The organism is Morganella sp. EGD-HP17, from assembly GCF_000512315.2.
GTDB classification, from domain to species: Bacteria; Pseudomonadota; Gammaproteobacteria; order Enterobacterales; family Enterobacteriaceae; genus Morganella; species Morganella morganii.
Map to the genome: position 1 here is coordinate 108,290 of NZ_AZRH01000014.1, position 23,262 is coordinate 131,551.

26 protein-coding genes are annotated in these 23,262 nt (G+C 52.5%); 21 read left to right on the forward strand and 5 right to left on the reverse strand.

Features of this window, described 5'->3' with window-relative positions:
• Window positions 1-177 precede the first annotated feature (177 nt).
• Window positions 178-1,137 carry a 23S rRNA pseudouridine(955/2504/2580) synthase RluC gene (gene rluC / locus X965_RS14835; RefSeq protein WP_004238062.1) on the forward strand — a complete coding sequence of 320 codons (960 nt, stop codon included), beginning with the start codon at window positions 178-180 and terminating at the stop codon, window positions 1,135-1,137.
• A gap of 228 nt (window positions 1,138-1,365) precedes the next feature.
• Here the strand turns inward: rluC and X965_RS14840 are convergent, their stop codons facing one another.
• A complete protein-coding gene (locus tag X965_RS14840; protein ID WP_004238063.1) occupies window positions 1,366-1,692 on the reverse strand; it encodes a hypothetical protein in 327 nt (108 codons plus the stop codon).
• A gap of 36 nt (window positions 1,693-1,728) precedes the next feature.
• Window positions 1,729-2,319, reverse strand: coding sequence for a nucleoside triphosphate pyrophosphatase (locus X965_RS14845; RefSeq protein WP_004238064.1), 591 nt, complete (start codon window positions 2,317-2,319; stop codon window positions 1,729-1,731).
• A gap of 154 nt (window positions 2,320-2,473) precedes the next feature.
• Here X965_RS14845 and yceD point away from each other — a divergent pair, with 154 nt between their 5' ends.
• The 19 genes from yceD (at window position 2,474) to X965_RS14935 (ending at window position 18,238) form a co-directional block, all read left to right on the forward strand.
• Window positions 2,474-2,998 carry a 23S rRNA accumulation protein YceD gene (yceD, locus tag X965_RS14850; RefSeq protein ID WP_004238065.1) on the forward strand — a complete coding sequence of 175 codons (525 nt, stop codon included), beginning with the start codon at window positions 2,474-2,476 and terminating at the stop codon, window positions 2,996-2,998.
• A gap of 12 nt (window positions 2,999-3,010) precedes the next feature.
• Window positions 3,011-3,181 (forward strand): 50S ribosomal protein L32, encoded by a 171-nt coding sequence (rpmF, locus tag X965_RS19055; RefSeq protein WP_004240653.1) that lies wholly within the window; start codon window positions 3,011-3,013, stop codon window positions 3,179-3,181.
• A gap of 28 nt (window positions 3,182-3,209) precedes the next feature.
• Complete coding sequence (gene plsX, locus X965_RS14855) at window positions 3,210-4,244, forward strand: phosphate acyltransferase PlsX (RefSeq protein ID WP_071823274.1); 1,035 nt, start codon at window positions 3,210-3,212, stop codon at window positions 4,242-4,244.
• Between the two features lie 5 nt (window positions 4,245-4,249).
• Window positions 4,250-5,203: a beta-ketoacyl-ACP synthase III gene (locus X965_RS14860; RefSeq protein WP_004238069.1), complete on the forward strand. Its 954-nt coding sequence runs from the start codon at window positions 4,250-4,252 to the stop codon at window positions 5,201-5,203.
• A gap of 19 nt (window positions 5,204-5,222) precedes the next feature.
• A complete protein-coding gene (fabD, locus tag X965_RS14865) occupies window positions 5,223-6,155 on the forward strand; it encodes an ACP S-malonyltransferase (RefSeq protein ID WP_004238071.1) in 933 nt (310 codons plus the stop codon).
• 7 nt (window positions 6,156-6,162) lie between these two features.
• Window positions 6,163-6,897 carry a 3-oxoacyl-ACP reductase FabG gene (gene fabG, locus X965_RS14870; RefSeq protein ID WP_004240650.1) on the forward strand — a complete coding sequence of 245 codons (735 nt, stop codon included), beginning with the start codon at window positions 6,163-6,165 and terminating at the stop codon, window positions 6,895-6,897.
• Between the two features lie 155 nt (window positions 6,898-7,052).
• The gene (acpP, locus tag X965_RS14875) at window positions 7,053-7,289 is read left to right on the forward strand and encodes an acyl carrier protein (protein ID WP_004238075.1); all 237 of its coding nucleotides are present in this window, start codon (window positions 7,053-7,055) and stop codon (window positions 7,287-7,289) included.
• A gap of 68 nt (window positions 7,290-7,357) precedes the next feature.
• On the forward strand, window positions 7,358-8,602 hold the full coding sequence (gene fabF, locus X965_RS14880; RefSeq protein ID WP_015422831.1) for a beta-ketoacyl-ACP synthase II: 1,245 nt from the start codon (window positions 7,358-7,360) through the stop codon (window positions 8,600-8,602).
• A 159-nt stretch (window positions 8,603-8,761) separates the two neighbouring features.
• Entirely contained in the window at window positions 8,762-9,601 is an 840-nt protein-coding gene (pabC, locus tag X965_RS14885; protein ID WP_004238077.1) for an aminodeoxychorismate lyase, read from the forward strand.
• A gap of 20 nt (window positions 9,602-9,621) precedes the next feature.
• On the forward strand, window positions 9,622-10,644 hold the full coding sequence (gene mltG / locus X965_RS14890; protein WP_004238078.1) for an endolytic transglycosylase MltG: 1,023 nt from the start codon (window positions 9,622-9,624) through the stop codon (window positions 10,642-10,644).
• On the forward strand, window positions 10,641-11,279 hold the full coding sequence (tmk, locus tag X965_RS14895; RefSeq protein WP_004238080.1) for a dTMP kinase: 639 nt from the start codon (window positions 10,641-10,643) through the stop codon (window positions 11,277-11,279). The genes mltG and tmk overlap by 4 nt, the downstream gene beginning before the upstream one ends.
• Complete coding sequence (gene holB / locus X965_RS14900) at window positions 11,279-12,277, forward strand: DNA polymerase III subunit delta' (RefSeq protein WP_004238081.1); 999 nt, start codon at window positions 11,279-11,281, stop codon at window positions 12,275-12,277. Before tmk ends, holB begins: the two co-directional genes overlap by 1 nt.
• 10 nt (window positions 12,278-12,287) lie before the next feature.
• Window positions 12,288-13,067, forward strand: a complete 780-nt coding sequence (locus X965_RS14905; RefSeq protein WP_004238082.1) for a metal-dependent hydrolase — start codon at window positions 12,288-12,290, stop codon at window positions 13,065-13,067.
• 43 nt (window positions 13,068-13,110) lie between these two features.
• Window positions 13,111-13,461, forward strand: coding sequence for a purine nucleoside phosphoramidase (hinT, locus tag X965_RS14910; RefSeq protein ID WP_004238084.1), 351 nt, complete (start codon window positions 13,111-13,113; stop codon window positions 13,459-13,461).
• Window positions 13,462-13,482: 21 nt separating this feature from the next.
• Window positions 13,483-14,070, forward strand: coding sequence for a penicillin-binding protein activator LpoB (lpoB, locus tag X965_RS14915; RefSeq protein WP_004238085.1), 588 nt, complete (start codon window positions 13,483-13,485; stop codon window positions 14,068-14,070).
• The gene (locus X965_RS14920; RefSeq protein ID WP_004238086.1) at window positions 14,060-14,902 is read left to right on the forward strand and encodes a hypothetical protein; all 843 of its coding nucleotides are present in this window, start codon (window positions 14,060-14,062) and stop codon (window positions 14,900-14,902) included. The genes lpoB and X965_RS14920 overlap by 11 nt, the downstream gene beginning before the upstream one ends.
• Before the next feature lie 18 nt (window positions 14,903-14,920).
• The gene (gene nagZ, locus X965_RS14925; protein WP_036418639.1) at window positions 14,921-15,943 is read left to right on the forward strand and encodes a beta-N-acetylhexosaminidase; all 1,023 of its coding nucleotides are present in this window, start codon (window positions 14,921-14,923) and stop codon (window positions 15,941-15,943) included.
• On the forward strand, window positions 15,940-16,488 hold the full coding sequence (gene ycfP, locus X965_RS14930) for an alpha/beta hydrolase YcfP (RefSeq protein ID WP_004238088.1): 549 nt from the start codon (window positions 15,940-15,942) through the stop codon (window positions 16,486-16,488). The genes nagZ and ycfP overlap by 4 nt, the downstream gene beginning before the upstream one ends.
• 445 nt (window positions 16,489-16,933) lie before the next feature.
• On the forward strand, window positions 16,934-18,238 hold the full coding sequence (locus X965_RS14935; protein WP_004238091.1) for an NAD(P)/FAD-dependent oxidoreductase: 1,305 nt from the start codon (window positions 16,934-16,936) through the stop codon (window positions 18,236-18,238).
• 323 nt (window positions 18,239-18,561) lie between these two features.
• On the opposite strand, the gene X965_RS19795 is transcribed toward X965_RS14935, so the two are convergent.
• Entirely contained in the window at window positions 18,562-18,786 is a 225-nt protein-coding gene (locus X965_RS19795) for a hypothetical protein (protein ID WP_125460926.1), read from the reverse strand.
• Here X965_RS19795 and umoD point away from each other — a divergent pair.
• Window positions 18,689-19,126, forward strand: a complete 438-nt coding sequence (gene umoD, locus X965_RS14940) for a UmoD family flagellar biogenesis regulator (protein ID WP_036418640.1) — start codon at window positions 18,689-18,691, stop codon at window positions 19,124-19,126. The two genes, X965_RS19795 and umoD, sit on opposite strands and share 98 nt — an antisense overlap.
• 84 nt (window positions 19,127-19,210) lie before the next feature.
• Here the strand turns inward: umoD and X965_RS14945 are convergent, their stop codons facing one another.
• Complete coding sequence (locus X965_RS14945; RefSeq protein WP_004238094.1) at window positions 19,211-20,380, reverse strand: histidinol-phosphate transaminase; 1,170 nt, start codon at window positions 20,378-20,380, stop codon at window positions 19,211-19,213.
• A 148-nt stretch (window positions 20,381-20,528) separates the two neighbouring features.
• Window positions 20,529-23,262, reverse strand: a 2,734-nt coding sequence (mfd, locus tag X965_RS14950) for a transcription-repair coupling factor (protein ID WP_036418641.1), incomplete at its 5' end; no start/stop codon positions are given.

Genomic DNA, 23,262 nt, shown 5'->3' on the forward strand with positions numbered 1-23,262 from the left:
CATTGCATGTTTCGGTGAAAATTATGCAGAAATTTGTTAATGACGTTAATCCTTGGTCTTTTTCCGGAAAAAATGGGAAAATAGCCGCGTAAAACATTGATGCACATTTGCCGCCTGTTTCACCGGAAAAATATACCGGTTTACGGAGCAACGGTTCAGAGGATAGCCCCCCGTTTCATGAAAACTGATAATCAGACAGTTCAATTTGTTGTTGTGTCCGGCGATGAAGCCGGCCAGCGTATTGATAATTTCCTGCTCGCGCGCCTCAAAGGGGTGCCGAAGAGCATGATTTACCGCATCATCCGTAAAGGGGAAGTGCGTGTCAATAAAGGCCGGATTAAGCCGGAATACAAAATCGCGGACGGGGACAGCATCCGTATCCCGCCGGTGCGTGTGGCTGAGAAAAACGATGCCCCGGTGTCGGCGAAACTGGATAAGGTTTCTGCACTCGCAGAGTGCGTATTGTATGAAGATGATCATATTCTGGTGATTAATAAACCGGCGGGTACGGCGGTACACGGCGGCAGCGGTCTGAGTTTCGGTGTGATTGAGGCAATGCGGGCGCTGCGTCCGGAGGCGCGTTTCCTGGAACTGGTGCACCGGCTTGACCGCGATACTTCCGGTATTCTGCTGATCGCTAAAAAACGTTCCGCGCTGCGGGCACTGCATGAGCAGCTGCGTCTGAAACAGATGCAGAAAGATTATCTGGCACTGGTGCGCGGCCAGTGGCAATCTTCAGTAAAAGTGGTGCAGGCACCGCTGCTGAAAAATATTCTCCAGAGCGGCGAGCGCGTGGTGAAAGTCAGCCCGGAAGGCAAGCCATCGGAAACACGCTTTAAAGTGGAGGAGCGGTTTGAGGCTGCCACGCTGGTCAAAGCCAGTCCGGTCACCGGGCGCACACATCAGATTCGTGTGCACACACTGCATGCAGGGCATCCTATTGCCTTTGATAACCGTTACGGTGATGCGCAGTTTGATGCTCAGCTGAAAGGGACAGGGCTTAACCGGCTGTTTTTACATGCGGCGGCACTTGCCTTTACCCATCCGTCCACCGGCGAGGCGATGCGCCTTCAGGCACCGCTGGATGAAAAACTACGCCACTGCCTGACGGTACTGCGGTCGAAACAGGCAAAATAAGCAGAGAACAGAAATAAAGAACCCGCACAGAACGCGGGTTCAGGCCGTTGACAAGCCCGTAAGGGTTGGCGACGACCGACAGAGGTTGTGAAAATAAACCAGGAAAATCAATTCATTGATTTTCGGCTGATAACACAAAGCAGGAAAAACCACGTTTTATCCTGCTTTGTCAGCAATCTCAACCCGCGCAGAACGCGGGTTTTTTCTTATACAGAAGGTATTCTGCGGTTACTGCGGCTGTACACCGATAATCTTTGTGGTACAGCTCTGTGCAATCTCACCGATCGCCTGAGAGTCCTGTTCGGTCAGCGCCTGACCTTTGCGGACCCGGTCATCCAGTTTTTCCAGCCCGTCTTTGCCGAATTTCGCCAGTGAGTTGTCATACACACACTCACAGACCGCCGGGACTTTGCTGCGGTTATCCGGGTTTTTCAGGTTGGTCACAGCACCTTTTGTACAGTCGGCAACAAAGGTTGTTTTATCCGCCAGTGACGGGGCAGCCAGACCGGCAGCACTGAACAGCAGCGTTGCGGCAGCGATCATTTTCAGCTTCATGTCAGTTCCTCAAAATCATCAGATACCCGGCGTGTGTCAGCGGGGGATCCGCAGTGGGTTGTATCCGGCCTGAATCAGTAATTCTGTCAGACGGATCAGCGGTAAACCTATCAGTGTATTAGGGTCATCTCCCTGAAGTTTTTTAAATAAGGCGATTCCTAAACCTTCAGATTTAAAGCTTCCGGCACACTGATAGGGCGTTTCCGCCAGCAGATAGGCACGAATTTCGTCATCATCCAGTGTACGGAAATGCACACAGTAAGGTTCACATATCGTGTGATCTTCCCCGGTGGCACTGTTGTACAGGCTCAGCCCGGTATAAAAGGTGATGCACTGACCGGAGGCTTTGCGCAGTTGTGCAAAGGCAGCATCGTAATGATGCGGTTTGCCGGTGATTTCCCCGTCCAGCACACAGACCTGATCAGAGCCGATAATCAGGCTGTCAGGGTACTGCTGCGTTAATGAACGGGCCTTTTCGCGCGCCAGGCGCATGACCAGAGACTGCGCGTCTTCTGCCGGATGCGGGGTTTCATCCGTACCCGGGGCTGCGGATACAAACGGGATGCCGAGTTTTTCCAGCAGGGCTTTGCGGTACAGGGAGGTGGAGGCGAGAACCAGTGAGATCATAAATATTCCGAAAGTCGTGGTAAAAAGAATAAACTCATTCTAAACTATGCGCCGCTTATTGAGTGTATTTTTAGCGGGAAGGCAGGTTACCGCCCTCTTTGCTGTCTATATTTTCTTTGACTATATCGTCTTACGAATATAAGATGCGCGCCTTATGCAAAAGATAAAATTACCTCTGACTATTGATGCAAAGCGCGCCGCGCAGAAGCGTCTGGATTACCGGGGGTGCTATGCACCTGAGCAGGTTACGCGGTTAGCCGAATCGGTAGTCAGTGTGGACAGCGATGTTGATGTTGATTTGACGTTTGAAATCGACCCGCAGCGTCTGACAGTCATTAAGGGAACAGCAGAAACTGATGTTTCACTTGAGTGTCAGCGGTGTGGTAATATCTTCCCGCTTCATGTCCGCGCAACGTATTGTTTCAGCCCGGTTGTCAGCGATGAACAGGCTGAGGCATTACCGGAAGAGTATGAGCCAATTGACGTAAATGATTTTGGTGAGACAGATTTACTGGCAATGATTGAAGATGAATTAATTCTTTCTCTGCCTGTGGTTCCGGTACATGATTCTGAACACTGTGAAGTGTCCGACGCGGTGAAAGTCTTTGGTGAGCTTCCTCCGGAAGCAGAAAAGCCAAATCCGTTTGCCGCATTAGCCAGTTTAAAGAAAAGTACTTAAGGAGTAAGGTCAATGGCCGTACAACAAAATAAACCAACTCGTTCCAAACGTGGTATGCGTCGCTCTCATGACGCACTGTCAGCAACTCTGGTTTCTGTTGACAAAACCTCTGGTGAAACTCATCTGCGCCACCATGTGACCGCTGATGGTTACTACCGTGGTCGTAAGGTAATCAACAAGTAATCTGCTGCTTTTTAAGCACGTTGATATCTTGACTAATCTAACCATCGCGTTAGATGCCATGGGTGGGGATATCGGCCCCCATGTCACAGTGCCTGCCTCGCTGCAGGCACTGGCATCTAATCCAAAGCTCACCCTGTTGCTGGTCGGGCACCCTGATTCCATTTCTCCTCTGCTTGCAAACCAGAATGCTGAGCTGCTCAGTCGTCTGCGGGTGATCCCTGCCTATGAGACGATTGCCGGTGATGCCAAACCTTCTCAGGCTATCCGCCAGAGCAAAGGCACATCCATGCGTATCGCGCTGGAACTGGTGAAAGAGGGGGAGGCACAGGCGTGCGTCAGTGCCGGAAACACCGGGGCGCTGATGGGGCTGGCGAAACTGATGCTGAAATCGATTGAAGGCATCGAGCGTCCTGCACTGATGACCGTGGTGCCAAATCAGAAGAAAGGCAAAACGGTGCTGCTTGATCTGGGCGCAAATGCGGAGTGCAGCAGTGACATGCTGGTGCAGTTTGCTGTTATGGGCGCGGTGATGGCAGAAGATGTGGCCGGGATCCCGCATCCGCGTGTGGCATTACTGAACATCGGCGAAGAAGAAACCAAGGGACTCGACAATATCCGCGAAGCAGCCACTGTGCTGAAATCGATACCGGACATCAATTATATCGGCTATGCCGAAGGCAACGAACTGCTGACCGGTAAAACTGATGTGCTGGTCTGTGACGGCTTCGCGGGTAACGTTACCCTGAAAACCATGGAAGGGGTGATTCGTGTGATCCTTTCTATGTTTAAATCACAAAATGAAGGCAAATCGTCATCCCTGCTGTACAAACTTGTGAAGAAAGTGGTGACAAAATGGCTGAATAAACGCTTCAGCCACCTGAACCCCGACCAGTATAACGGTGCTTCTCTGTTAGGATTACGCGGCATTGTGATTAAGAGTCACGGTGCGGCGAATGTAAGTGCATTCAACGCTGCCATAACGCAGGCGGTTCAGACTGTTGAAAAGCAGGTGCCTGAACGAATCGCATCCCGTCTCGCTATGGTATTACCCAAGAGTAACTAACTAATATGTATACGAAAATTTTAGGAACCGGGAGCTATCTTCCTGCACAAATCCGCACAAATGCTGATCTGGAAAAAATGGTCGACACAACCGATGAGTGGATTGTTACTCGTACGGGTATCCGTGAGCGCCGTCTGGCCGGTGATGATGAAACCGTTGTTACAATGGGCCACCAGGCAGCACTGAACGCACTGGATATGGCGGGTATTCCTGCCGGTGATATCGATCTGATTGTTGTGGGCACCACTTCTTCCACGCACGGTTTCCCGAGCGCGGCCTGTGAAATCCAGAAACTGCTGGGCATTGACAGCTGTATCTCCTTTGATGTGGCGGCGGCATGTGCCGGTTTCAGCTATGCCATCAGTGTGGTGGATCAGTTCATTAAAACCGGGATGGCGAAAAAAGCCCTGGTGATCGGTTCGGATGTGCTGGCGAAAACGCTGGATCCGGCAGATCGCGGTACGGTTATCCTGTTTGGTGACGGCGCAGGTGCTTTTGTGGTTGAAGCCTCAGAAGAGCCGGGCATTCTCTCCACCCATTTACATGCAGACGGCCGCTACGGCGACCTGCTGACATTACCGAATAAAGATCGCAAAGACAGCGAAAAACCGGCGTACCTGACAATGGCAGGTAACGAAGTATTCCGTGTGGCGGTCCGTGAATTAGCCAACGTCGTTGAAGAAGCGCTGGTGGCGAACAATATTGATAAATCAGAACTCGACTGGCTGGTGCCGCATCAGGCAAACCTGCGCATTATCAGTGCCACAGCAAAAAAATTAAATATGGGCATGGATAAAGTGGTGGTTACCCTGGATCGTCACGGCAACACCTCTGCAGCCTCTGTACCGACTGCATTCGACGAAGCGGTTCGTGACGGGCGCATCAAACGCGGTCAGCTGATTCTGATTGAAGCCTTCGGCGGCGGTTTTGCCTGGGGTTCTGCATTAATTCGTTTTTAATTTTTCAGGAAGCTAAATCATGTCTGCATATGCAATGGTATTTCCGGGACAGGGTTCTCAGTCAGTCGGTATGCTGGCGGACCTCGCGGCAAATTTTCCGGTCGTTGAGGCAACCTTTGCCGAAGCATCCGCTGAACTGGGCTACGATTTATGGGCACTCGTTCAGAACGGGCCGGAAGAAGAACTGAATAAAACCTGGCAGACCCAGCCTGCACTGCTGGCGGCCTCTGTGGCCATCTGGCGTGTCTGGCAGGAAAAAAACGGCGCCATGCCTGCCATGATGGCCGGTCACAGCCTGGGGGAATACTCCGCGCTGGTGTGTGCCGGTGTGATGGATTTTAAAGAAGCTATCAAACTGGTGGAATTACGCGGCCGCCTGATGCAGGAAGCCGTTCCGGCCGGTACCGGGGCAATGTATGCCATCATCGGTCTGGACAATGATGCTATCGCCAGAGCCTGTGAAGAAGCTGCACAAGGTCAGGTCGTATCACCGGTTAACTTTAACTCGCCGGGCCAGGTGGTTATCGCCGGTGAGAAAGACGCCGTTGAGCGTGCCGGGGCATTATGTAAGGAAGCCGGAGCAAAACGTGCGCTGCCGTTGTCGGTCAGTGTGCCGTCACATTGTGCATTAATGAAGCCGGCTGCTGATAAATTAGCCGTTGCGCTAAAAAATATCACATTTAATACACCAATCTTTTCTGTTGTGAACAATGTTGATGTTAAGATAGAGACTTCCGCCGATGCAATTCGTGATGCATTAGTCCGTCAGCTTTATAATCCGGTGCGCTGGACAGAAACTGTTGAGTTTATGGCCGCGCAGGGTATTGAAGATCTGCTGGAAGCAGGGCCGGGCAAAGTACTGACCGGGCTGACTAAGCGTATTGTGAAAACATTAACATCATCTGCTGTCAATGATATGTCATCATTGGAAACAGCACTTGAAAATCGCTGAGGTTGAGATGAGCTTTGAAGGCAAAATTGCCCTTGTCACCGGTGCGAGCCGCGGAATCGGCCGTGCAATTGCTGAGAAATTAGCAGCACGTGGTGCAACTGTGATTGGTACTGCGACCAGCGAAAGCGGTGCGGCTGCTATCAGTGAATACTTAGGCGCAAAGGGTAAAGGCCTTGCCCTGAACGTGACCGACAGCGCATCCATTGACCATGTATTAGAAAATATTCGCGCTGAGTTTGGCGAAATTGATATTTTGGTTAATAATGCAGGTATCACACGTGACAACTTACTGATGCGTATGAAAGACGATGAGTGGCAGGATATCCTCGACACTAACCTTTCATCCGTATTCCGTCTGTCCAAAGCGGTTATGCGCGCCATGATGAAAAAACGTTGCGGGCGCATCATCACCATCGGTTCTGTTGTCGGAACGATGGGGAACGCCGGACAGGCTAACTATGCGGCGGCGAAAGCCGGGCTGATTGGTTTCAGTAAATCACTCGCCCGTGAAGTCGCGTCGCGCGGCATCACCGTCAACGTCGTTGCCCCGGGTTTTATCGAAACCGATATGACTCGTGCATTGACAGACGACCAGCGTGCAGGCATTTTATCTCAGGTTCCTGCTAACCGTTTGGGTGATGCTGAAGAGATTGCCAGTGCTGTAGCCTTCTTAGCTTCTGATGAAGCGGCTTACATCACAGGCGAGACATTGCATGTCAATGGTGGCATGTACATGATTTAATGTTTGAGCTAACCATTTGCTGTTTTTGTGTAAACACACGCAAAAGTGAGTATTTATATGGTTAGACCAGCCGGGATTGGGTTGCATCTTTTCCTGTATTTTATAAACTACGAAAACCATCGCATATAGCGAGTTTTGATAGGAAATTTAATAGTATGAGCGCTATCGAAGAACGTGTTAAGAAAATCATCGTTGAACAACTGGGTGTTAAAGAGGAAGAAGTAAAAAACGAAGCTTCATTCGTTGATGACTTAGGCGCTGATTCTCTTGACACAGTTGAGCTGGTGATGGCTCTGGAAGAAGAGTTCGACATCGAAATCCCAGACGAAGAAGCAGAAAAAATCACAACTGTACAGGCTGCTATTGACTACGTTGAGAACGCAGGCAAGTAAGCATCCCTCATGTCCAGGCGGTCACCCGACCGCCTTGTTTCTTTTATTTTCCCCCCCGGAGGATAAGCGTGTCTGAGCGTCGTGTAGTCGTGACCGGACTTGGCATGTTATCTCCTGTCGGTAATACAGTCGATTCATCCTGGAAAGCTGTGTGTGCCGGGCAGAGTGGTATCAGCCTGATTGATCATTTTGACACCTCTAACCATGCGACCAAATTCGCAGGTATGGTAAAAGATTTCAATCACGAAGATTTTAATATTTCGCGCAAAGATGCCCGGAAGATGGATCTCTTCATTCAATACGGTATTGCAGCCGGTATCCAGGCAATTGCGGATTCCGGAATCGAAGTAACAGAAGCCAATGCAACCCGTATCGGAGCTGCGATTGGTTCTGGTATTGGTGGTCTCGGACTGATTGAAGAAAACTGCAGCTCTCTGGCTGCCGGCGGCCCGCGTAAAGTGAGCCCGTTCTTTGTTCCCTCAACTATCATCAATATGGTTGCCGGACACTTAAGTATTATGTACGGCCTGCGCGGACCAAGCATTTCCATTGCCACTGCCTGTACATCCGGCGTGCATAACATTGGTCATGCTGCCCGGATCATCGCTTACGGTGATGCGGATGTGATGGTTGCCGGTGGTACTGAAAAAGCCAGCACACCATTAGGTGTTGCCGGGTTCGGTGCTGCGCGTGCCTTATCCACCAATAATGACAATCCTCAGGGCGCAAGCCGTCCGTGGGATAAAGATCGTGACGGGTTTGTGCTCGGTGACGGTGCCGGTATGCTGGTGCTGGAAGAGTACGAACACGCGAAAAACCGCGGTGCGAAAATCTATGCGGAACTGGTCGGTTTCGGGATGAGCAGCGATGCTTATCACATGACATCACCACCGGAAAACGGTGACGGTGCCGCACTGGCCATGGCAAATGCGATTCAGGATGCAGGCATTCCTGCTGACAGCATCGGCTATATCAATGCGCACGGCACATCCACCTCTGCGGGTGATGTGGCGGAAGCGAAAGCCGTTGAAACGGTATTTGGTGAAGGAACCAACGTTCTGGTCAGTTCCACCAAATCCATGACCGGTCACCTGCTGGGTGCCGCCGGTGCAGTGGAATCCATTTTCACCATTCTGGCACTGCGTGATCAGATTGTACCGCCGACCATCAACCTGGATAATCAGGATGAAGCGGTCTGCAAACTCGACTTTGTACCGGGCAAAGCCCGCAAAGTGGAAGGTATGGAATACGCACTCTGTAACTCTTTCGGCTTCGGCGGCACCAACGGTTCCCTGATTTTCCGTAAGATCTGAGTCTGTTTTCTGAGAGAAAAGCGCCTGACGGCGCTTTTTTTTTACCTGGCGGGTGACGCTATCGCAGTTTTGCACAAAAATCACAGCTGTACTATTATACAGGTCTGTCCGCATACTGAATGACGGTTAAATAATAACCGTTAAAACAATGAGTTGGCTATGACACAACAGACGCATTACTGGGTTAATGGTGTACCGCAGCACACCATCGCGATTTCTGATCGCAGTGTGCAGTTTGGTGACGGCTGTTTTACCACGATGCGCATTGTGAACAGCAAACCGTCGCTGCTTTCACGTCACCTGCACCGGCTCCGTAGTGGTTGTGCCGGGCTGGGGCTGACACCGCCGGATGACGCGCTGCTGCCCCAGTGGATAATGCAGGCCGCAGAGGGTACAGCGGATGGTGTGCTGAAAGTGATTGTTTCCGCTGGTGAGCAGGGACGCGGTTATCTGCGTGCGGATGTACCGCCGCTGGTGATCCTGATCCGCTCCGCATATCCGGAAAGCTATCCGGTATTGCAGGAGCGCGGGTTATCGGTGGTGAAAAGCCCGGTGCCATTGTCGGTCAATCCGTATCTGGCCGGTATCAAACACCTGAACCGGCTGGAGCAGGTGCTGATCCGCCGTTATACGGCAGAACAGCAGGCCGATGAAGCCATTGTCTGTGATACTGACGGCCTTCTGACCGAAGGCTGCAGCGCCAATCTGTTCTGGCGCTGCGGCGATGATGTGTTTACCCCGTCACTGAGCAAATGTGGTGTGGCCGGTGTGATGCGCGCGCATATCATGGATGTGCTGAAAGGCAGCCGTTACCGCTGTTATGAAACCGAACGTTTTCCGCAGGTGCTGGCAAAAGCGGATGAAGTGATTATGTGCAACGCGCTGATGCCGGTCATGCCGGTCAATGATATCCGCGCGGATGCCCGTCATCACTGGCATTATACCTCCCGCTCGCTCTTTACCTGGCTTTTGCCGCACTGTCCGGCAGCAATACCCTGAATTAACAGAGTTAATGACTGATGAAAAAAACACGGATTTTCCTTGTGACATTTTTGGTGCTGCTCGCAGTTGCGGGCGGCGTGGCGTACTGGCTTTATCATCAGGTGAACGCATTTTCCGGACAAAAAATTTCTGTCACTGAAGAAACCATTTTCACCATTCCGCCGGGCACCGGTCGTGTGGCGCTGGAGAAAAAACTGGCGGAAAGCGGGATTATCCCGGAATCACACAATTATGACTGGCTGCTGCAACTGGAGCCGGATCTGGCAAAAATCAAAGCCGGTACTTACCGACTGACGCCGGATATGACGGTCAAAAGCATGCTGCAACTGTTTGTCAGCGGTAAAGAGGCACAATTTAGTATCCGTTTTGTTGAGGGCAGTAAATTAGCGGACTGGCAGAAAATCTTGTCAGAAGCCCCTTACCTGAAACAGACCCTCGCGGATTTACCGGCAGATAAACTGACAGAAATGCTCGGCCTGCCGGCCGGCAGCCACCTGGAAGGGCGTTTCTACCCGGATACCTATCTCTATACAGCCGGAACAGAAGACACGCAAATCCTGAAGCGGGCACATCAGCAGATGGAAACCAAACTCGCGGCAGCCTGGAAGACCCGTAATACCGACTTACCGTATGCGGATCCGTATGAAATGCTGATTATGGCCTCGCTGATTGAAAAAGAGACCGGCGTGGACGGTGAACGTAAAAAAGTGGCGTCGGTCTTTATGAACCGGCTGAAACTGAAAATGCGCCTGCAAACCGACCCGACGGTAATTTACGGCATGGGTGAGCGTTATCAGGGCACGATTTACCGCAGCGACCTGGTGCGGGTAACGCCGTATAATACGTATCAGATTGACGGCATGCCGCCGACACCTATCGCCATGCCGGGCAGTGCCTCGCTGGATGCGGCAGCCAAACCGGACACCACGGGTTACCTTTACTTTGTCGCGGACGGCAAAGGCGGACATGTATTTACCACGAATCTGCGGGATCACAACCGGGCGGTTGCGGATTACCGTAACGGATTAAAAAAACAATGACAGGCAAATTTATTGTAATTGAAGGGCTTGAAGGTGCCGGAAAAACCACGGCACGTCAGGTGATTGTTGATACGTTGCGTGAAAACGGCATCACTGACCTGGTCTATACCCGTGAGCCGGGCGGCACACCGCTGGCAGAAAAGCTGCGCACCCTGATTAAAGACGGAATCGACGGCGAAACGGTTACTGATAAAGCGGAAGTACTGATGTTATATGCCGCGCGTATTCAGCTGGTGGATAATGTTATCAAACCGGCACTGGCGCGCGGACAATGGGTGATCGGCGACCGTCATGATCTCTCCTCTCAGGCCTATCAGGGCGGCGGACGCGGTATCGATCGCAAACTGATGGAGTCACTGCGTGATACCGTACTGGGGGATTTTTATCCTGATTTCACCCTGTATCTCGATCTGCCGCCGGAAACCGGCCTGGCCCGCGCCCGCAGCCGGGGCGAGCTGGACAGAATCGAACAGGAATCACTGGATTTCTTCCGCCGCACCCGGGCCCGTTATCTGGAGCTGGCTGAATCCGATCCGCGCATTGTAACCGTTGATGCTTCGCAATCAATAGATAACGTCCATCAATCAATCCGCACTGCCGTACTGAACTGGCTGGCACAGCAGGAAGAGGCGTAATGAACTGGTATCCGTGGCTTAATCCGGTTTACCGCCAGCTGGCAACCGCGTGGATGTCCGGTCAGGGGCATCATGCTCTGCTGCTGTACGGTATGCCCGGCACCGGCACTGATGAGCTGGCCTATGCCCTGACACGGCTGCGGATGTGTCAGCAGCCGCAGGGCATCAAAAGCTGCGGGGAGTGCCACAGCTGTAAACTGATGCTGGCAGGCACCCATCCGGATTTTTATCTGCTGCAGCCGGAAAAGGGTAAATCTGCCACCGGGATTGATGCTGTGAGAGCCGTGACAGAAAAACTGTATGAGCACGCCCAGCAGAGTGGTGCCAAACTGGTGCATATTCCGCAGGCGGAACTGCTGACCGAAGCAGCCGCCAACGCCTTACTGAAAACCCTGGAAGAGCCGACAGAGAATACCTGGTTTGTGTTACAGAGCCTGCGGGCGGAGCAGTTGCTGCCGACACTGCGCAGCCGCTGTTTTGCTTATCATCTGGCACCGCCGTCAGCGGAGACCGGTTTACAGTGGTTACAGCGCGAGCATCCGCCGTCTGATGCGGTGTCGCGGCAGACTGCGCTGAATCTTTGCCACAATGCCCCGGCGGCGGCACTGTCACTGCTGACCACCGCTGACTGGCAGAACCGGCTGAATCTGTTTACCCAGCTGGCAGAATCCGTGCGCAGCGGGGATTTTCTGTCGCTGTTATCTGAACTGAATCATCAGGATGCGGAAAAGCGCATCAGCTGGCTGACCACCCTGTTTATGGATGCGGTAAAATATCAGCAGAATATGGCACCTGCCTGTCTGAATCAGGACCAGTCTGCTCTGATTGCACAACTGGCAGCGCATTACAGCAGTGCACACTTACTGAATGCAGCGGAAAGCTGGCTGACCTGCCGCCACCGGCTGATGACCATCACCGGCGTGAATCAGGAACTGCTGCTGACAGAACAATTGTTACACCAGGAAACCCTGTTTTCTGCATCACCTAATTTAAAATAATGAGTTAATTATGTTTTTAGTAGATTCCCACTGCCACCTCGATTGCCTTGATTATGAAAAAAAGCATGAAAGTGTGGATGATGTTATGCAAAAGGCCGCGCAGCGAGATGTGAAATACGCACTGGCGGTGGCGACAACCCTGCCGGGTTACACAAAAATGCGCGAGCTGATTGGTGAGCGCCCGGATGTGGCCTTTTCCTGTGGTATTCATCCGCTGAATCTGGATGAGCCGTATGATTTCACACAGCTGCGTGAACTGGCGGCGGATAAACGGGTGGTGGCCCTCGGCGAAACCGGGCTGGATTACTACTATCAGAAAGAGAATGCCGCGCTTCAGCGTGAGGTTTTCCGCGAGCATATCCGTATCGGACGTGAGCTGAATAAACCGGTGATTGTGCACACCCGGGATGCCCGTGAGGATACCCTGGCGATTATCCGCGAAGAACAGGCCGGGGAGTGCGGCGGCGTGTTACACTGCTTTACCGAAGACAAAGAGACGGCATCAGCGCTGCTGGATGAAGGTTTTTATATCTCCTTTTCCGGCATCGTGACGTTCCGCAATGCGGAGCAGATCCGCGAAGCCGCCCGCATTGTCCCGCTGGATCGCATTCTGGTGGAAACCGATTCGCCGTATCTGGCCCCGGTACCGTTTCGCGGTAAAGAGAACCAGCCCGCGTATGTGCGTGATGTGGCGGAGTATATGGCTGTATTAAAAGGGGTGAGCGTTGAGGCGCTTGCTGAGATCACCACTGACAATTTCTGCCGTCTGTTTCAGGTGTCTGTCCGGTAAATCCGCACACATCTGTCAGGCTGATTAATTACAGGAGCAGGTTATGGCCGAAGAAACTATTTTCAGTAAAATTATTCGTCGTGAAATTCCGTCTGATATCGTCTATCAGGATGACAGCGTGACGGCGTTCCGGGATATTTCCCCGCAGGCACCGACACATATTCTGATTATTCCCAACCATCTTATTCCTACTGTGAATGATGTTACGCCGGAAGATGAACAGGTTCTGGGTCATATGATCACGGTCGCGGCCAAAATCGCACAGCAGGAAGGTATTGCGGATGACGGCTACCGCCTGATCATGAACTGTAACCGCCACGGCGGACAGGAAGTGTTCCATATTCATATGCATCTGGTCGGCGGCCATCATCTGGGGCCGATGCTGGCGAAATAACCGGCTGACAGGAGAACGGTGATGAAACGTCTTTTATGTGTGATAGCGTCAGTCTGGCTGCTCGCCGGGTGTCCTTCAACGGCACCGGTAACACCCCCGGTACCGGTGGGTACCGTAACACCGCCGCCGGATACCACGCCGCCGCCACTGCCGCTGCCGCCGCCGGATACGGTGCCGGTTCCGCCGAAAATGAAAAAAATCGAGTGGGAACAGAGTATTACACCACTGGTTAATCAGATGGTTCACAGCGACGGCGTGAATCAGGGCCGTACGCTGCTGGTGAATAAAGTCGGTAATAAAACCAACAGCAGCCTGCAGACCAGCGTTGCGACCGGTGCGCTGATGAATACCATCGGAAAAACCGGGGTACTGAATGTGATCCCGGCCGGTGCGGTCAGCAGTGCCATGTCGGTGCTGGGTATGGGTGATAACGATACACTGACCCTGCGCAGCAAAGCTATCGGTCTGGCGCGTTATCTGAATGCCGACTATGTGCTGTACAGCGTGGTGACCGGTACCCGTGATGCCCGTCAGATGGAGATGCAACTGATGTCTGTCAGCAGCGGTGAAATCATCTGGTCCGGTAAGGGCGCGGTGCTTGAGCAGTAACCGCGCGTTACTGTTATGCCTCGCTGAACACTTTCCCGCACTGCCTGCCGCCGGCTGGACAATCCGTCCGCTGAACGGGCTGACGCGGGAAAGTGTCAGTATTGAACAAAAAGGTGTATCTCTGATTGGCAGAGCACAGACCGTGCACAGTGCGGATATCGGTGTCAGCCGTCAGAAAGAGGCGCGTATCCTGCACCGGCTGCGTGACAGCGGTCTTGCTCCGCGCGTGGCCGGGTTCAGCCACGGCTGGCTGCTTTTGTACCGGGTGGAGGGTGAAACACTGCCGCCGGAACGGATACAGCAACCGGACTTTATTCCGCAGCTGGCGGCGCTGGTCAGCAATCTGCATAATCAGCCGCTTACCGGGTATCGTCTGCCGCTCAAAGCGCAGGCAGACCGCCACTTTCACCTGACCGACAAACGCCGCCGCACCCCGCAGCTGTTGCGTATTCATCGTCACTTTATGCGCGAAGCAGAGCCTCAGCCGCTGAAACTGGCGCCTGCACATATGGATATCCACCCCGGCAACATTGTGACGGCGGCAGGGGAACTGCATCTGATTGACTGGGAATATGCTGCTGATACCGATATCGGTCTGTCTCTCGCCACACTTTTTCGTGCCAATCACTGGTCACTGACGTTAATTCACACTTTTCTGCGTTATTATTCTGCTTATCACTGTCCGCAGCGCGTACTGGCGCAGACCTGCCGCTGGCAGGCACGGGCAGATTATATGATGGTTATGTGGTTCGAGAGCCGCTGGGGACAAACCGGCGACCCGCAGTTTCTGCAATACCCGGCCGCGCTGAAAGCCGCCGCCGGGCTCAGGTAAATACAACGAGGTTTCACCATGGGTCCTGTAATGTTAGATGTCGAAGGGTATGAGCTGGACAGCGAAGAGCGCGAGATCCTGCGCCACCCTTCAGTCGGGGGAGTGATTCTCTTTACCCGTAATTTCCATGACACGGCACAGCTGCGTGAACTGACGCGGCAGATCCGTGAAGCTACCCGCGACAACCGTGTTGTGATTGCGGTTGACCAGGAGGGCGGCCGTGTTCAGCGCTTTAAAGACGGCTTTACCCGTCTGCCGGCGGCACAGTCTTTCGCACAGTTTAACGACCTGCTCACCGGCTCTGCACTGGCGGAAGAGGCGGGCTGGCTGATGGCGGCGGAAATGATCGCCATGGATATTGATATCAGTTTCGCACCGGTGCTGGATCTGGGGCACGGCAGTGCGGCTATCGGCTCACGCGCTTTCCATGAGGACGGTGACATTGCGGCGCAGATGGCGGAACGCTTTGTGCGCGGTATGCGCAGTGCCGGGATGTCGAGCACCGGTAAACACTTCCCGGGGCACGGCGCAGTCAGTGCGGATTCTCACAAGGAAACGCCGCGTGATGAGCGCGACCCGGCGGTGATCCGTGGTAAAGACATGGCGATTTTCCGCGAATTTATCCAGCGCGGCCTGCTTGATGCTGTGATGCCCGCACATGTGATCTACACACAGATTGATGATCGTCCGGCGAGCGGTTCATCTTACTGGCTGAAATCGGTGCTGCGTCAGCAACTCGGGTTTGACGGGGTGATTTTCTCCGATGACCTGTCAATGGAAGGGGCGGCGGTAATGGGCGGCTATGCGGAGCGTGGTCAGGCATCTCTGGATGCGGGCTGCGATATGATCCTGGTCTGTAATAACCGCAAAGGTGCTGTGACTATCCTTGATAATTTGCCTGTTATCACGGCACAAAGTATTGATAAGCTGTATCATCGGGGTAAAGGTTATGATCTGGCTGAACTGCAGCGCAGTGAGCGCTGGCAGCAGGCGAACAAAACCCTATCCGTATTACACGAACAATGGCAGGAGCGAGCATGATTATTTATCTTCATGGATTTGATTCAACCAGCCCGGGCAATCATGAAAAAGTGATGCAGCTGAAATTTGCGGATCCGGATGTCCGTTTTATCAGTTACAGCACGCTTCATCCGCGTTATGACATGAAATATCTGCTGACCGAAGTGGATAAAGCGGTAAAACAGAGCGAAGGACCGGCCATTGTGCTGGGCGTGGGTCTGGGGGGCTTCTGGGCTGAGCGTGTCGGATATCTGTGCGGGATCCGCCAGGTGATGGTGAACCCTAACCTGTTCCCGTATGAAAATATGGAAGGCAAAATCGACCGCCCGGAAGAGTATCTGGATATCATGACCAAGTGTATCTCGGATTTCCGCGAGCTGAACCGGCAGAACTGCCTGGTGCTGTTGTCCCGCAATGACGAGGCGCTGGATAACCAGCGTGCGCATGACACGCTGTCACCGTACTATCAGGTTATCTGGGATGAAGAACAGACCCACAAATTTAAGGATCTGTCCCGTCATCTGCAGGAAATCAAAGGGTTTAAAACCGCGTTTAAAAAAGCCTGATAACACCGCCTCTCTGTAAAACGGCCGCGCCTGCGGAAGGCGCGGTATTTTTTCCCCTGCAACTGAAGCGATTCCCGTCTCAAATCTGTCTCTCCTGTGATCTTTCTCTTACGTATCTTTCCGGTCATTGCGTTACATCAATAACTTTCTGGTGCTGAATCAGCAAGATAACAGGCTTTTTTCATCTGCTGTCACGAAAAGTTAATCCGGTGATTAAAGAAAGCATCAGAGGTAAACCAAAAGTAAAATAGTTTTGTTAAATTTAAAATAATGTTTGCATTTTTCCGCCGGATTACCCAGAATTTGATTATGATCAAATATGGTATGACCAAATTACCTGTTGTGGTATACCATGGTGTGACACGATTCAGTTTTATCTGATGTTATCTCACTGTTTTTCCTGAAGAGCCCTGAGATAACGTTAGATTATTTTTCAGAGGATGTTATGACTACACCGAATACGAAGATTGTGATTATCGGCGGTGGCGCAGGCGGGCTGGAACTGGCAACGCAACTCGGCCACAAATTAGGTAAGAAGAAAAAAGCGGAAATCACTCTGGTCGATCGCAACAGCAGCCACCTGTGGAAACCGCTGTTACACGAAGTGGCGACCGGTTCTCTGGATGACGGCGTGGATGCCCTGAGCTACCTGGCGCATGCCCGCAATCACTATTTCAATTTCCAGCTGGGTTCAATGACCGGACTGGATCGCGACAGTAAAAATATCACCCTGGCGGAAATCCGTGATAACAACGGTGACCTGCTGGTACCGGAGCGTGAGCTGGATTATGACATTCTGGTGATGGCGCTGGGCAGTACCTCCAACGATTTCGGTACACCGGGGATCAAAGAAAACTGCATCTTCCTCGACAGCCCGTCACAGGCAAACCGCTTCCATAATGAGATGCTGAACCTGTTCCTGAAATACTCCGCCAGCCACGGCGAAGGCGACAAAGTGAATATCGCGATTGTCGGCGGCGGGGCGACCGGAGTGGAACTGTCAGCAGAACTGTATAATGCCGTTGAGCAGCTTCACAGCTACGGTTTTAAAGGCCTGAATACCGATGCACTGAATGTGACGCTGGTGGAGGCGGGTGAGCGTATTCTGCCTGCTCTGCCGCCGAAAATTGCCGGTGCCGCTCACCAGGAGCTCACCAAACTGGGTGTGCGTGTGATGACGCAGACCATGGTCACCAGCGCCGATGAATCCGGCCTGAACACCAAAGACGGCGAGCATATCACGGCGAGCCTGATGGTCTGGGCGGCAGGTATCAAAGCGCCTGATTTCCTGAAAGAGATTGGCGGGCTGGAAACCAACCGTATTAATCAGCTGGTGGTCAAACCAACACTCCAGACCACCCGTGATGACGCAATTTTCGCTATCGGTGACTGCTCATCCTGCCCGAAAAAAGAGGGCGGATTTGTTCCGCCGCGCGCGCAGTCAGCACATCAGATGGCGACCCGCTGCTATCACAACATCCTTGCGGTACTCAATGATAAGCCGCTGAAGGATTATGTGTTTAAAGATCACGGCTCACTGGTTTCCCTCTCCCGGTTCAGTACGGTCGGGAGCCTGATGGGTAACCTGATGCGCGGGAATATGATGATTGAAGGGCGTATTGCCCGTGTGATGTATATTTCTCTGTATCGTATGCATCAGATTGCGCTGCACGGTTATATTAAAACCGGGCTGATGATGCTGGTTGGCGGTATAAACCGGATTATCCGTCCGCGGCTGAAATTACATTAATTGATCTTCCCCAAAAATGACGCTTCCGGGCGTCATTTTTTATAATAATAAACCCTGCTCAGAACAGGGAAATATACATTGTACAGATTTGATATAAAGCCGGAAAATGCATTATTTAACAGGAGTTCAGTATCATCACTAACAGATAATTCCGGTGGTAATGAACAAAATAAGGCAGATACTGCTCTTTATTAATTATTGTTGATCGTTGTCAGTACACACACAGTCAGGTTGAATTAATAAATTACAGGGACAGAATTATTGTTTCATCATTATTATTTAACTTTTATTTAGCGGTGCTGTGGGAATATAGTCCGGTAAGATTAATCGTTAAAAATAAAACCGGGTTTGATAGGAATAATCCCAATTATTACCGCTGGATATTTATATAATTTGACAATGAATAAAAATGAACGAAAACCATTATCACGAATAACATTCACAGGGCTTGTGCTTCTGTTTGTTATTTTTGCGGTAATCATTTCTTTTGCTGTGACAAAGAATAAACATCCCGCTGTTGCTGAGGTTCTCTCATCCGAACCTATCATGGAAACGGTGCCTGTACGCCATGAATACTGTGACCTGACAACCATGCCGGGTCCGTACAAGCGTGAACTCCTGGATATCGTCCACCCGACTGAGCAGGTCTGCACCCCGTACCTGCTGTATGAAACCCTGCTGCATGCACCGAAGGTGTACGGTGGCCCGACATACCGCTCCTGTACGACGGCATACACCTATGAGCACCGGATTGTCGGCTATGATGTGGTGTATAGAATCAATGACACCGTCGGTAAGGTCAGAATCAATTATAATCCGGGTGATGTCATGCCGGTGGATAATACCGGGCGGCTGATCATTTTACCCGGGCTGAATACAGTAAAATAAAGTGTGTTACAGACAAAAAATAAGAATACCGGTTTATGTCATAAACCGGTATTCACCACGTTTTTTATTTAATGTAACCGGAAATTAAACCCAGCCCTTCTGACGAAACTGCTTTAATACCGCCACAAATTGCTGCATCTCTTCCGGCGTGCCTAATGTCAGGCGGCTCCAGCCGGTTACCGGCGGAAATTCACGGCCGACCATTATATGGTTTTCTTTCATCCGCTGCTGATAGGTTTTTACATCTCCGGTCACCTTATGGAAGATGAAATTAGCCTGTGAGGGCGCATAAGGCAGATTTAATTCCTTCAGTGCGGCAACCACAATTTCCCGTGAAACATCCGTTGAATGGCGGCTGTAATCAATAAACGGTTTATCATTCAGGGATGCCAGTGCGGAAACTGCACCTGCTATATTAGTATTATCGATAGAATTGAAAATATTTACCTGTTCCGTTACTGCCGGTACGGAAATACCGTAACCGACACGAAGCCCGGCCAGGGCAAATATTTTCGAGAAAGTGCGTGTCACGATAATATTGGATTTTCCGGCAGCCACCCATTCAACCGCACTTTTAAATTGCGGATCAGACACAAATTCCGCATATGCCTCATCAATAATAAAATTCTGCTGCGGCGGTGCCTGGTTTACCCACTGTGCGAGTTGTGATGCCGGGGTGATCATAGCGGTCGGGTTATTCGGGTTACAGATATAGATAACGGAATGACCGGCAAAGTTATCGGCGATCGCCTGCATGGCTGTGAGGTCGAAAGAGAGATCGGCTTTCAGCGGCACTTTGACAATATTGACGCCCAGCGGCTCAGCATACAGTTCGGCATAATTGAATGTCGGATCCGGCACAATCAGTTGCACCGGCTGCTGTTTTTTCTGTGCATCCGCCACCAGCATCTGCACAGCCGCCTGAATGGTTTCTGAGGAACCATTTCCGAGGCTGATGTGTTCCGGTGTCAGTGAGAAATGCGCGGCAATCTGCTCAATCAGCGCTTCGCGGGCAGCATCCGGATAGCGGAATGCGCCGGGAAGGGCGTCAATAATCGCCTGACGGGCTTTCGGAGACATCCCCAGTGAGTTTTCATTGAAGTTCAGCAGCAGCGGATTTTCCGCGCTGAGCGGCGCTGCTTTGGCAGCGGGTGAGACAGTACCGGTGGCGGCCTGACCGGTGGTGACCAGAGAGGCGGCGGTTAATCCGCCGAGCGCGATCCCTGTTGATTTCAGAAACGAACGACGATCCATAGTATTTACCCTGTTGTTGTCATTATATTTTGGTAAATACTAACCGAACTAATAATCACCTTGCAAATTAATATTCACAATAAATGGATTTTTATTCATTTTTAAGGTGCCGGCCGAAACCGGCACCTGACAGAGAGGATGTTGTACGTTATACCGGATGAGCGGCAAATGCAGTCAGTAAATCCGCGATAAACTCAATGCGTTTGGTGCGGTCGGTCAGGTCACAGATAAATTTCAGTTTTGACGGGCCGTCCAGCCGGTACTGTTTCGGGTTATTTTGCAAAAGCCCGATAAGATACGCCGGGTCGACATGGTTTTTCTCACTGAACTCAACAAAACCGCCTTTCTCCTGCGCCTCAATCCGGCGGATCCCCAGGTCCTGTGCCTGCAGGCGCAGACCCGCTGCCGCCAGCAGGTGACGACCGGCATCCGGCAGCAGACCGAAGCGGTCAATCAGCTCAATTTTCAGCTCGGTCAGTTCGGTATCGCTGCGCGCGCTGGCAATCCGTTTGTAGAAGGAGAGGCGCATGTTTACATCCGGCAGGTAATCTTCCGGCAGCAGGGCCGGCATACGCAGCTCCACTTCGGTCTGGCTCTGCGTGAGATCTTCCAGTGACGGCTCTTTGCCGCTTTTCAGGGAATCAACCGCACTTTCCAGCATTTCCATATAGAGTGTGAAACCAACGCTGGCCATCTGGCCGCTCTGATCCTCGCCCAGCAGCTCACCCGCACCACGGATTTCCAGGTCATGAGTGGCGAGAGCAAATCCGGCTCCTAAATCTTCCAGAGAAGCAATTGCTTCCAGGCGTTTATGGGCATCGGTGGTCATGGCTTTCGGGTGTGGCGTCAGCAGATAAGCATAGGCCTGATGGTGTGAACGCCCGACACGGCCGCGCAGCTGATGCAGCTGTGCCAGCCCGAAATGATCGGCCCGTTCGATGATAATGGTATTGGCGCTGGGAATATCGATACCGGTTTCAATAATCGTGGTGCATACCAGCACATTAAAACGCTGATGGTGGAAATCGGTCATGACCCGTTCCAGCTCGCGCTCACGCATCTGTCCGTGGCCGACTGCCACACGGGCTTCCGGTACCAGTTCCGCAATACGGTTGCGGGCTTTTTCAATATTCTCCACATCATTGTAGAGATAATAGACCTGGCCGCCGCGCAGTACCTCACGCAGAATCGCCTCCCGCACCACCAGCTCATCATACTGACGGACAAAGGTTTTCACCGCCAGCCGTCTTGCCGGCGGGGTGGCGATAATAGAAAGGTCCCGCATGCCGCTCATCGCCATATTCAGGGTACGCGGAATCGGGGTGGCGGTGAGGGTCAGGATATCCACATTGGCGCGCATTGCCTTGATGCGCTCTTTATGGCGGACACCAAAGCGGTGCTCTTCGTCCACCACCAGCAGGCCGAGATCATGCCAGTGCACATCGCTCTGCAACAGCTTATGTGTGCCGATAATGATATCCACTTTTCCTTCTCTGGTATCATCCAGCACCTGCTGCTGCTCTTTGGCGCTGCGGAAACGGGACAGAACTTCAATCCGCACCGGCCAGTTGGCGAAACGGTCACGGAAGTTATCATAATGCTGCTGCGCGAGCAGAGTGGTCGGCACCAGCACAGCAACCTGCTTGTGGTTATGGACGGCGAGGAAGGCCGCCCGCATTGCGACCTCGGTTTTACCGAAACCGACATCACCGCACACCAGCCGGTCCATCGCCACCGGCTGACACATATCGCTCAGCACGGCATTAATAGCCTGCTCCTGATCCGGAGTGGTTTCAAACGGGAAAGACTGGCAAAACTCGCGGTACTGTTCGCGATCATGTTTAAAGGCAAAGCCGGGTTTGACGGCCCGCTGTGCATAAATATCCAGTAACTGTGCCGCCACATCGCGGACTTTTTCCGCTGCTTTCTGACGTGCTTTGCTCCAGGCTTCACCGCCGAGTTTATGCAGCGGGGCGCTTTCATCTGCCCCTCCGGCATAGCGGCTGATCAGATGCAGCGATGACACCGGGACATACAGTTTGTCTTCCCCGGCGTAGGTGAGGATCAGGTATTCTGCCTTGATCCCCCCGGCCTCCAGGGTGGTTAATCCCTGATAGCGGCCGACCCCGTGCTCCAGATGCACTACCGGCTGACCGGGGCGCAGTTCCGCGAGGTTGCGGATCAGGGTGTCGGTGTTAATTGTGCGGCGGGTGTCCTGGCGGCGGCGCACCACTCGCTCACCCAGCATATCGCTTTCGCAGATCAGGACGCGCTGACGGTCGTTATCAACAAAGCCGTGCTCAGCGGCACCGATCATGACATAAATACCCGGCACGGTAGCATCCGTCAGACTGCGGATTTCCGCCGGTTTGATTTTGATGCGCGCCAGCAGTTCCTGTACGCTTTCGCGCCGTCCCTCACTTTCCACCGAGAAAATCACGGCAGCCTCTGTGCTTTCCAGGAAGCGGCGCAGCGGGTCAAGCGGGGATTTCAGCTGCGGATTGACTTTCAGATCCGGCAGAGCGGTATAGCCGAGGTTGGTATTGGCGGCTTTGCGTGGCAGTTTGTCATTATTGAGCTGCACACGCGGCAGCGTTTTCATCTGCTGATTGAGTTCTTCCGGTGTCAGCCACAGCTGTGACGGCGGCAGTAACGGGCGCATCGGATCCACACCCCGGCTCTCAAAACGCTGTTGCACATCACGGCGGAAGCGGTCGGCGGATTCCTGTAAATCCCGGGTCACCAGCAGGGTGTTATCCGGCAGATAGTCAAACAGCGGTACCAGCGGTGCGGTGAAAAACAGCGGCTGCCAGTACTCGATACCGGCGGGCAGGGTACCTTTGCTGACCTGCTGATAAACATGCTCCGGGTCGCGGCGCACC

Bases quoted from the DNA above. Each gene is read 5' to 3' on its own strand.
- rluC (WP_004238062.1), top strand. From the start codon at position 178: ATGAAAACTGATAATCAGACAGTTCAATTTGTTGTTGTGTCCGGCGAT.
- X965_RS14840 (WP_004238063.1), bottom strand. From the start codon at position 1,692: ATGAAGCTGAAAATGATCGCTGCCGCAACGCTGCTGTTCAGTGCTGCC.
- X965_RS14845 (WP_004238064.1), bottom strand. From the start codon at position 2,319: ATGATCTCACTGGTTCTCGCCTCCACCTCCCTGTACCGCAAAGCCCTG.
- yceD (WP_004238065.1), top strand. From the start codon at position 2,474: ATGCAAAAGATAAAATTACCTCTGACTATTGATGCAAAGCGCGCCGCG.
- rpmF (WP_004240653.1), top strand. From the start codon at position 3,011: ATGGCCGTACAACAAAATAAACCAACTCGTTCCAAACGTGGTATGCGT.
- X965_RS14860 (WP_004238069.1), top strand. From the start codon at position 4,250: ATGTATACGAAAATTTTAGGAACCGGGAGCTATCTTCCTGCACAAATC.
- fabD (WP_004238071.1), top strand. From the start codon at position 5,223: ATGTCTGCATATGCAATGGTATTTCCGGGACAGGGTTCTCAGTCAGTC.
- fabG (WP_004240650.1), top strand. From the start codon at position 6,163: ATGAGCTTTGAAGGCAAAATTGCCCTTGTCACCGGTGCGAGCCGCGGA.
- acpP (WP_004238075.1), top strand. From the start codon at position 7,053: ATGAGCGCTATCGAAGAACGTGTTAAGAAAATCATCGTTGAACAACTG.
- pabC (WP_004238077.1), top strand. From the start codon at position 8,762: ATGACACAACAGACGCATTACTGGGTTAATGGTGTACCGCAGCACACC.
- mltG (WP_004238078.1), top strand. From the start codon at position 9,622: ATGAAAAAAACACGGATTTTCCTTGTGACATTTTTGGTGCTGCTCGCA.
- tmk (WP_004238080.1), top strand. From the start codon at position 10,641: ATGACAGGCAAATTTATTGTAATTGAAGGGCTTGAAGGTGCCGGAAAA.
- holB (WP_004238081.1), top strand. From the start codon at position 11,279: ATGAACTGGTATCCGTGGCTTAATCCGGTTTACCGCCAGCTGGCAACC.
- X965_RS14905 (WP_004238082.1), top strand. From the start codon at position 12,288: ATGTTTTTAGTAGATTCCCACTGCCACCTCGATTGCCTTGATTATGAA.
- hinT (WP_004238084.1), top strand. From the start codon at position 13,111: ATGGCCGAAGAAACTATTTTCAGTAAAATTATTCGTCGTGAAATTCCG.
- lpoB (WP_004238085.1), top strand. From the start codon at position 13,483: ATGAAACGTCTTTTATGTGTGATAGCGTCAGTCTGGCTGCTCGCCGGG.
- nagZ (WP_036418639.1), top strand. From the start codon at position 14,921: ATGGGTCCTGTAATGTTAGATGTCGAAGGGTATGAGCTGGACAGCGAA.
- ycfP (WP_004238088.1), top strand. From the start codon at position 15,940: ATGATTATTTATCTTCATGGATTTGATTCAACCAGCCCGGGCAATCAT.
- X965_RS14935 (WP_004238091.1), top strand. From the start codon at position 16,934: ATGACTACACCGAATACGAAGATTGTGATTATCGGCGGTGGCGCAGGC.
- X965_RS19795 (WP_125460926.1), bottom strand. From the start codon at position 18,786: ATGATAGGTTCGGATGAGAGAACCTCAGCAACAGCGGGATGTTTATTC.
- X965_RS14945 (WP_004238094.1), bottom strand. From the start codon at position 20,380: ATGGATCGTCGTTCGTTTCTGAAATCAACAGGGATCGCGCTCGGCGGA.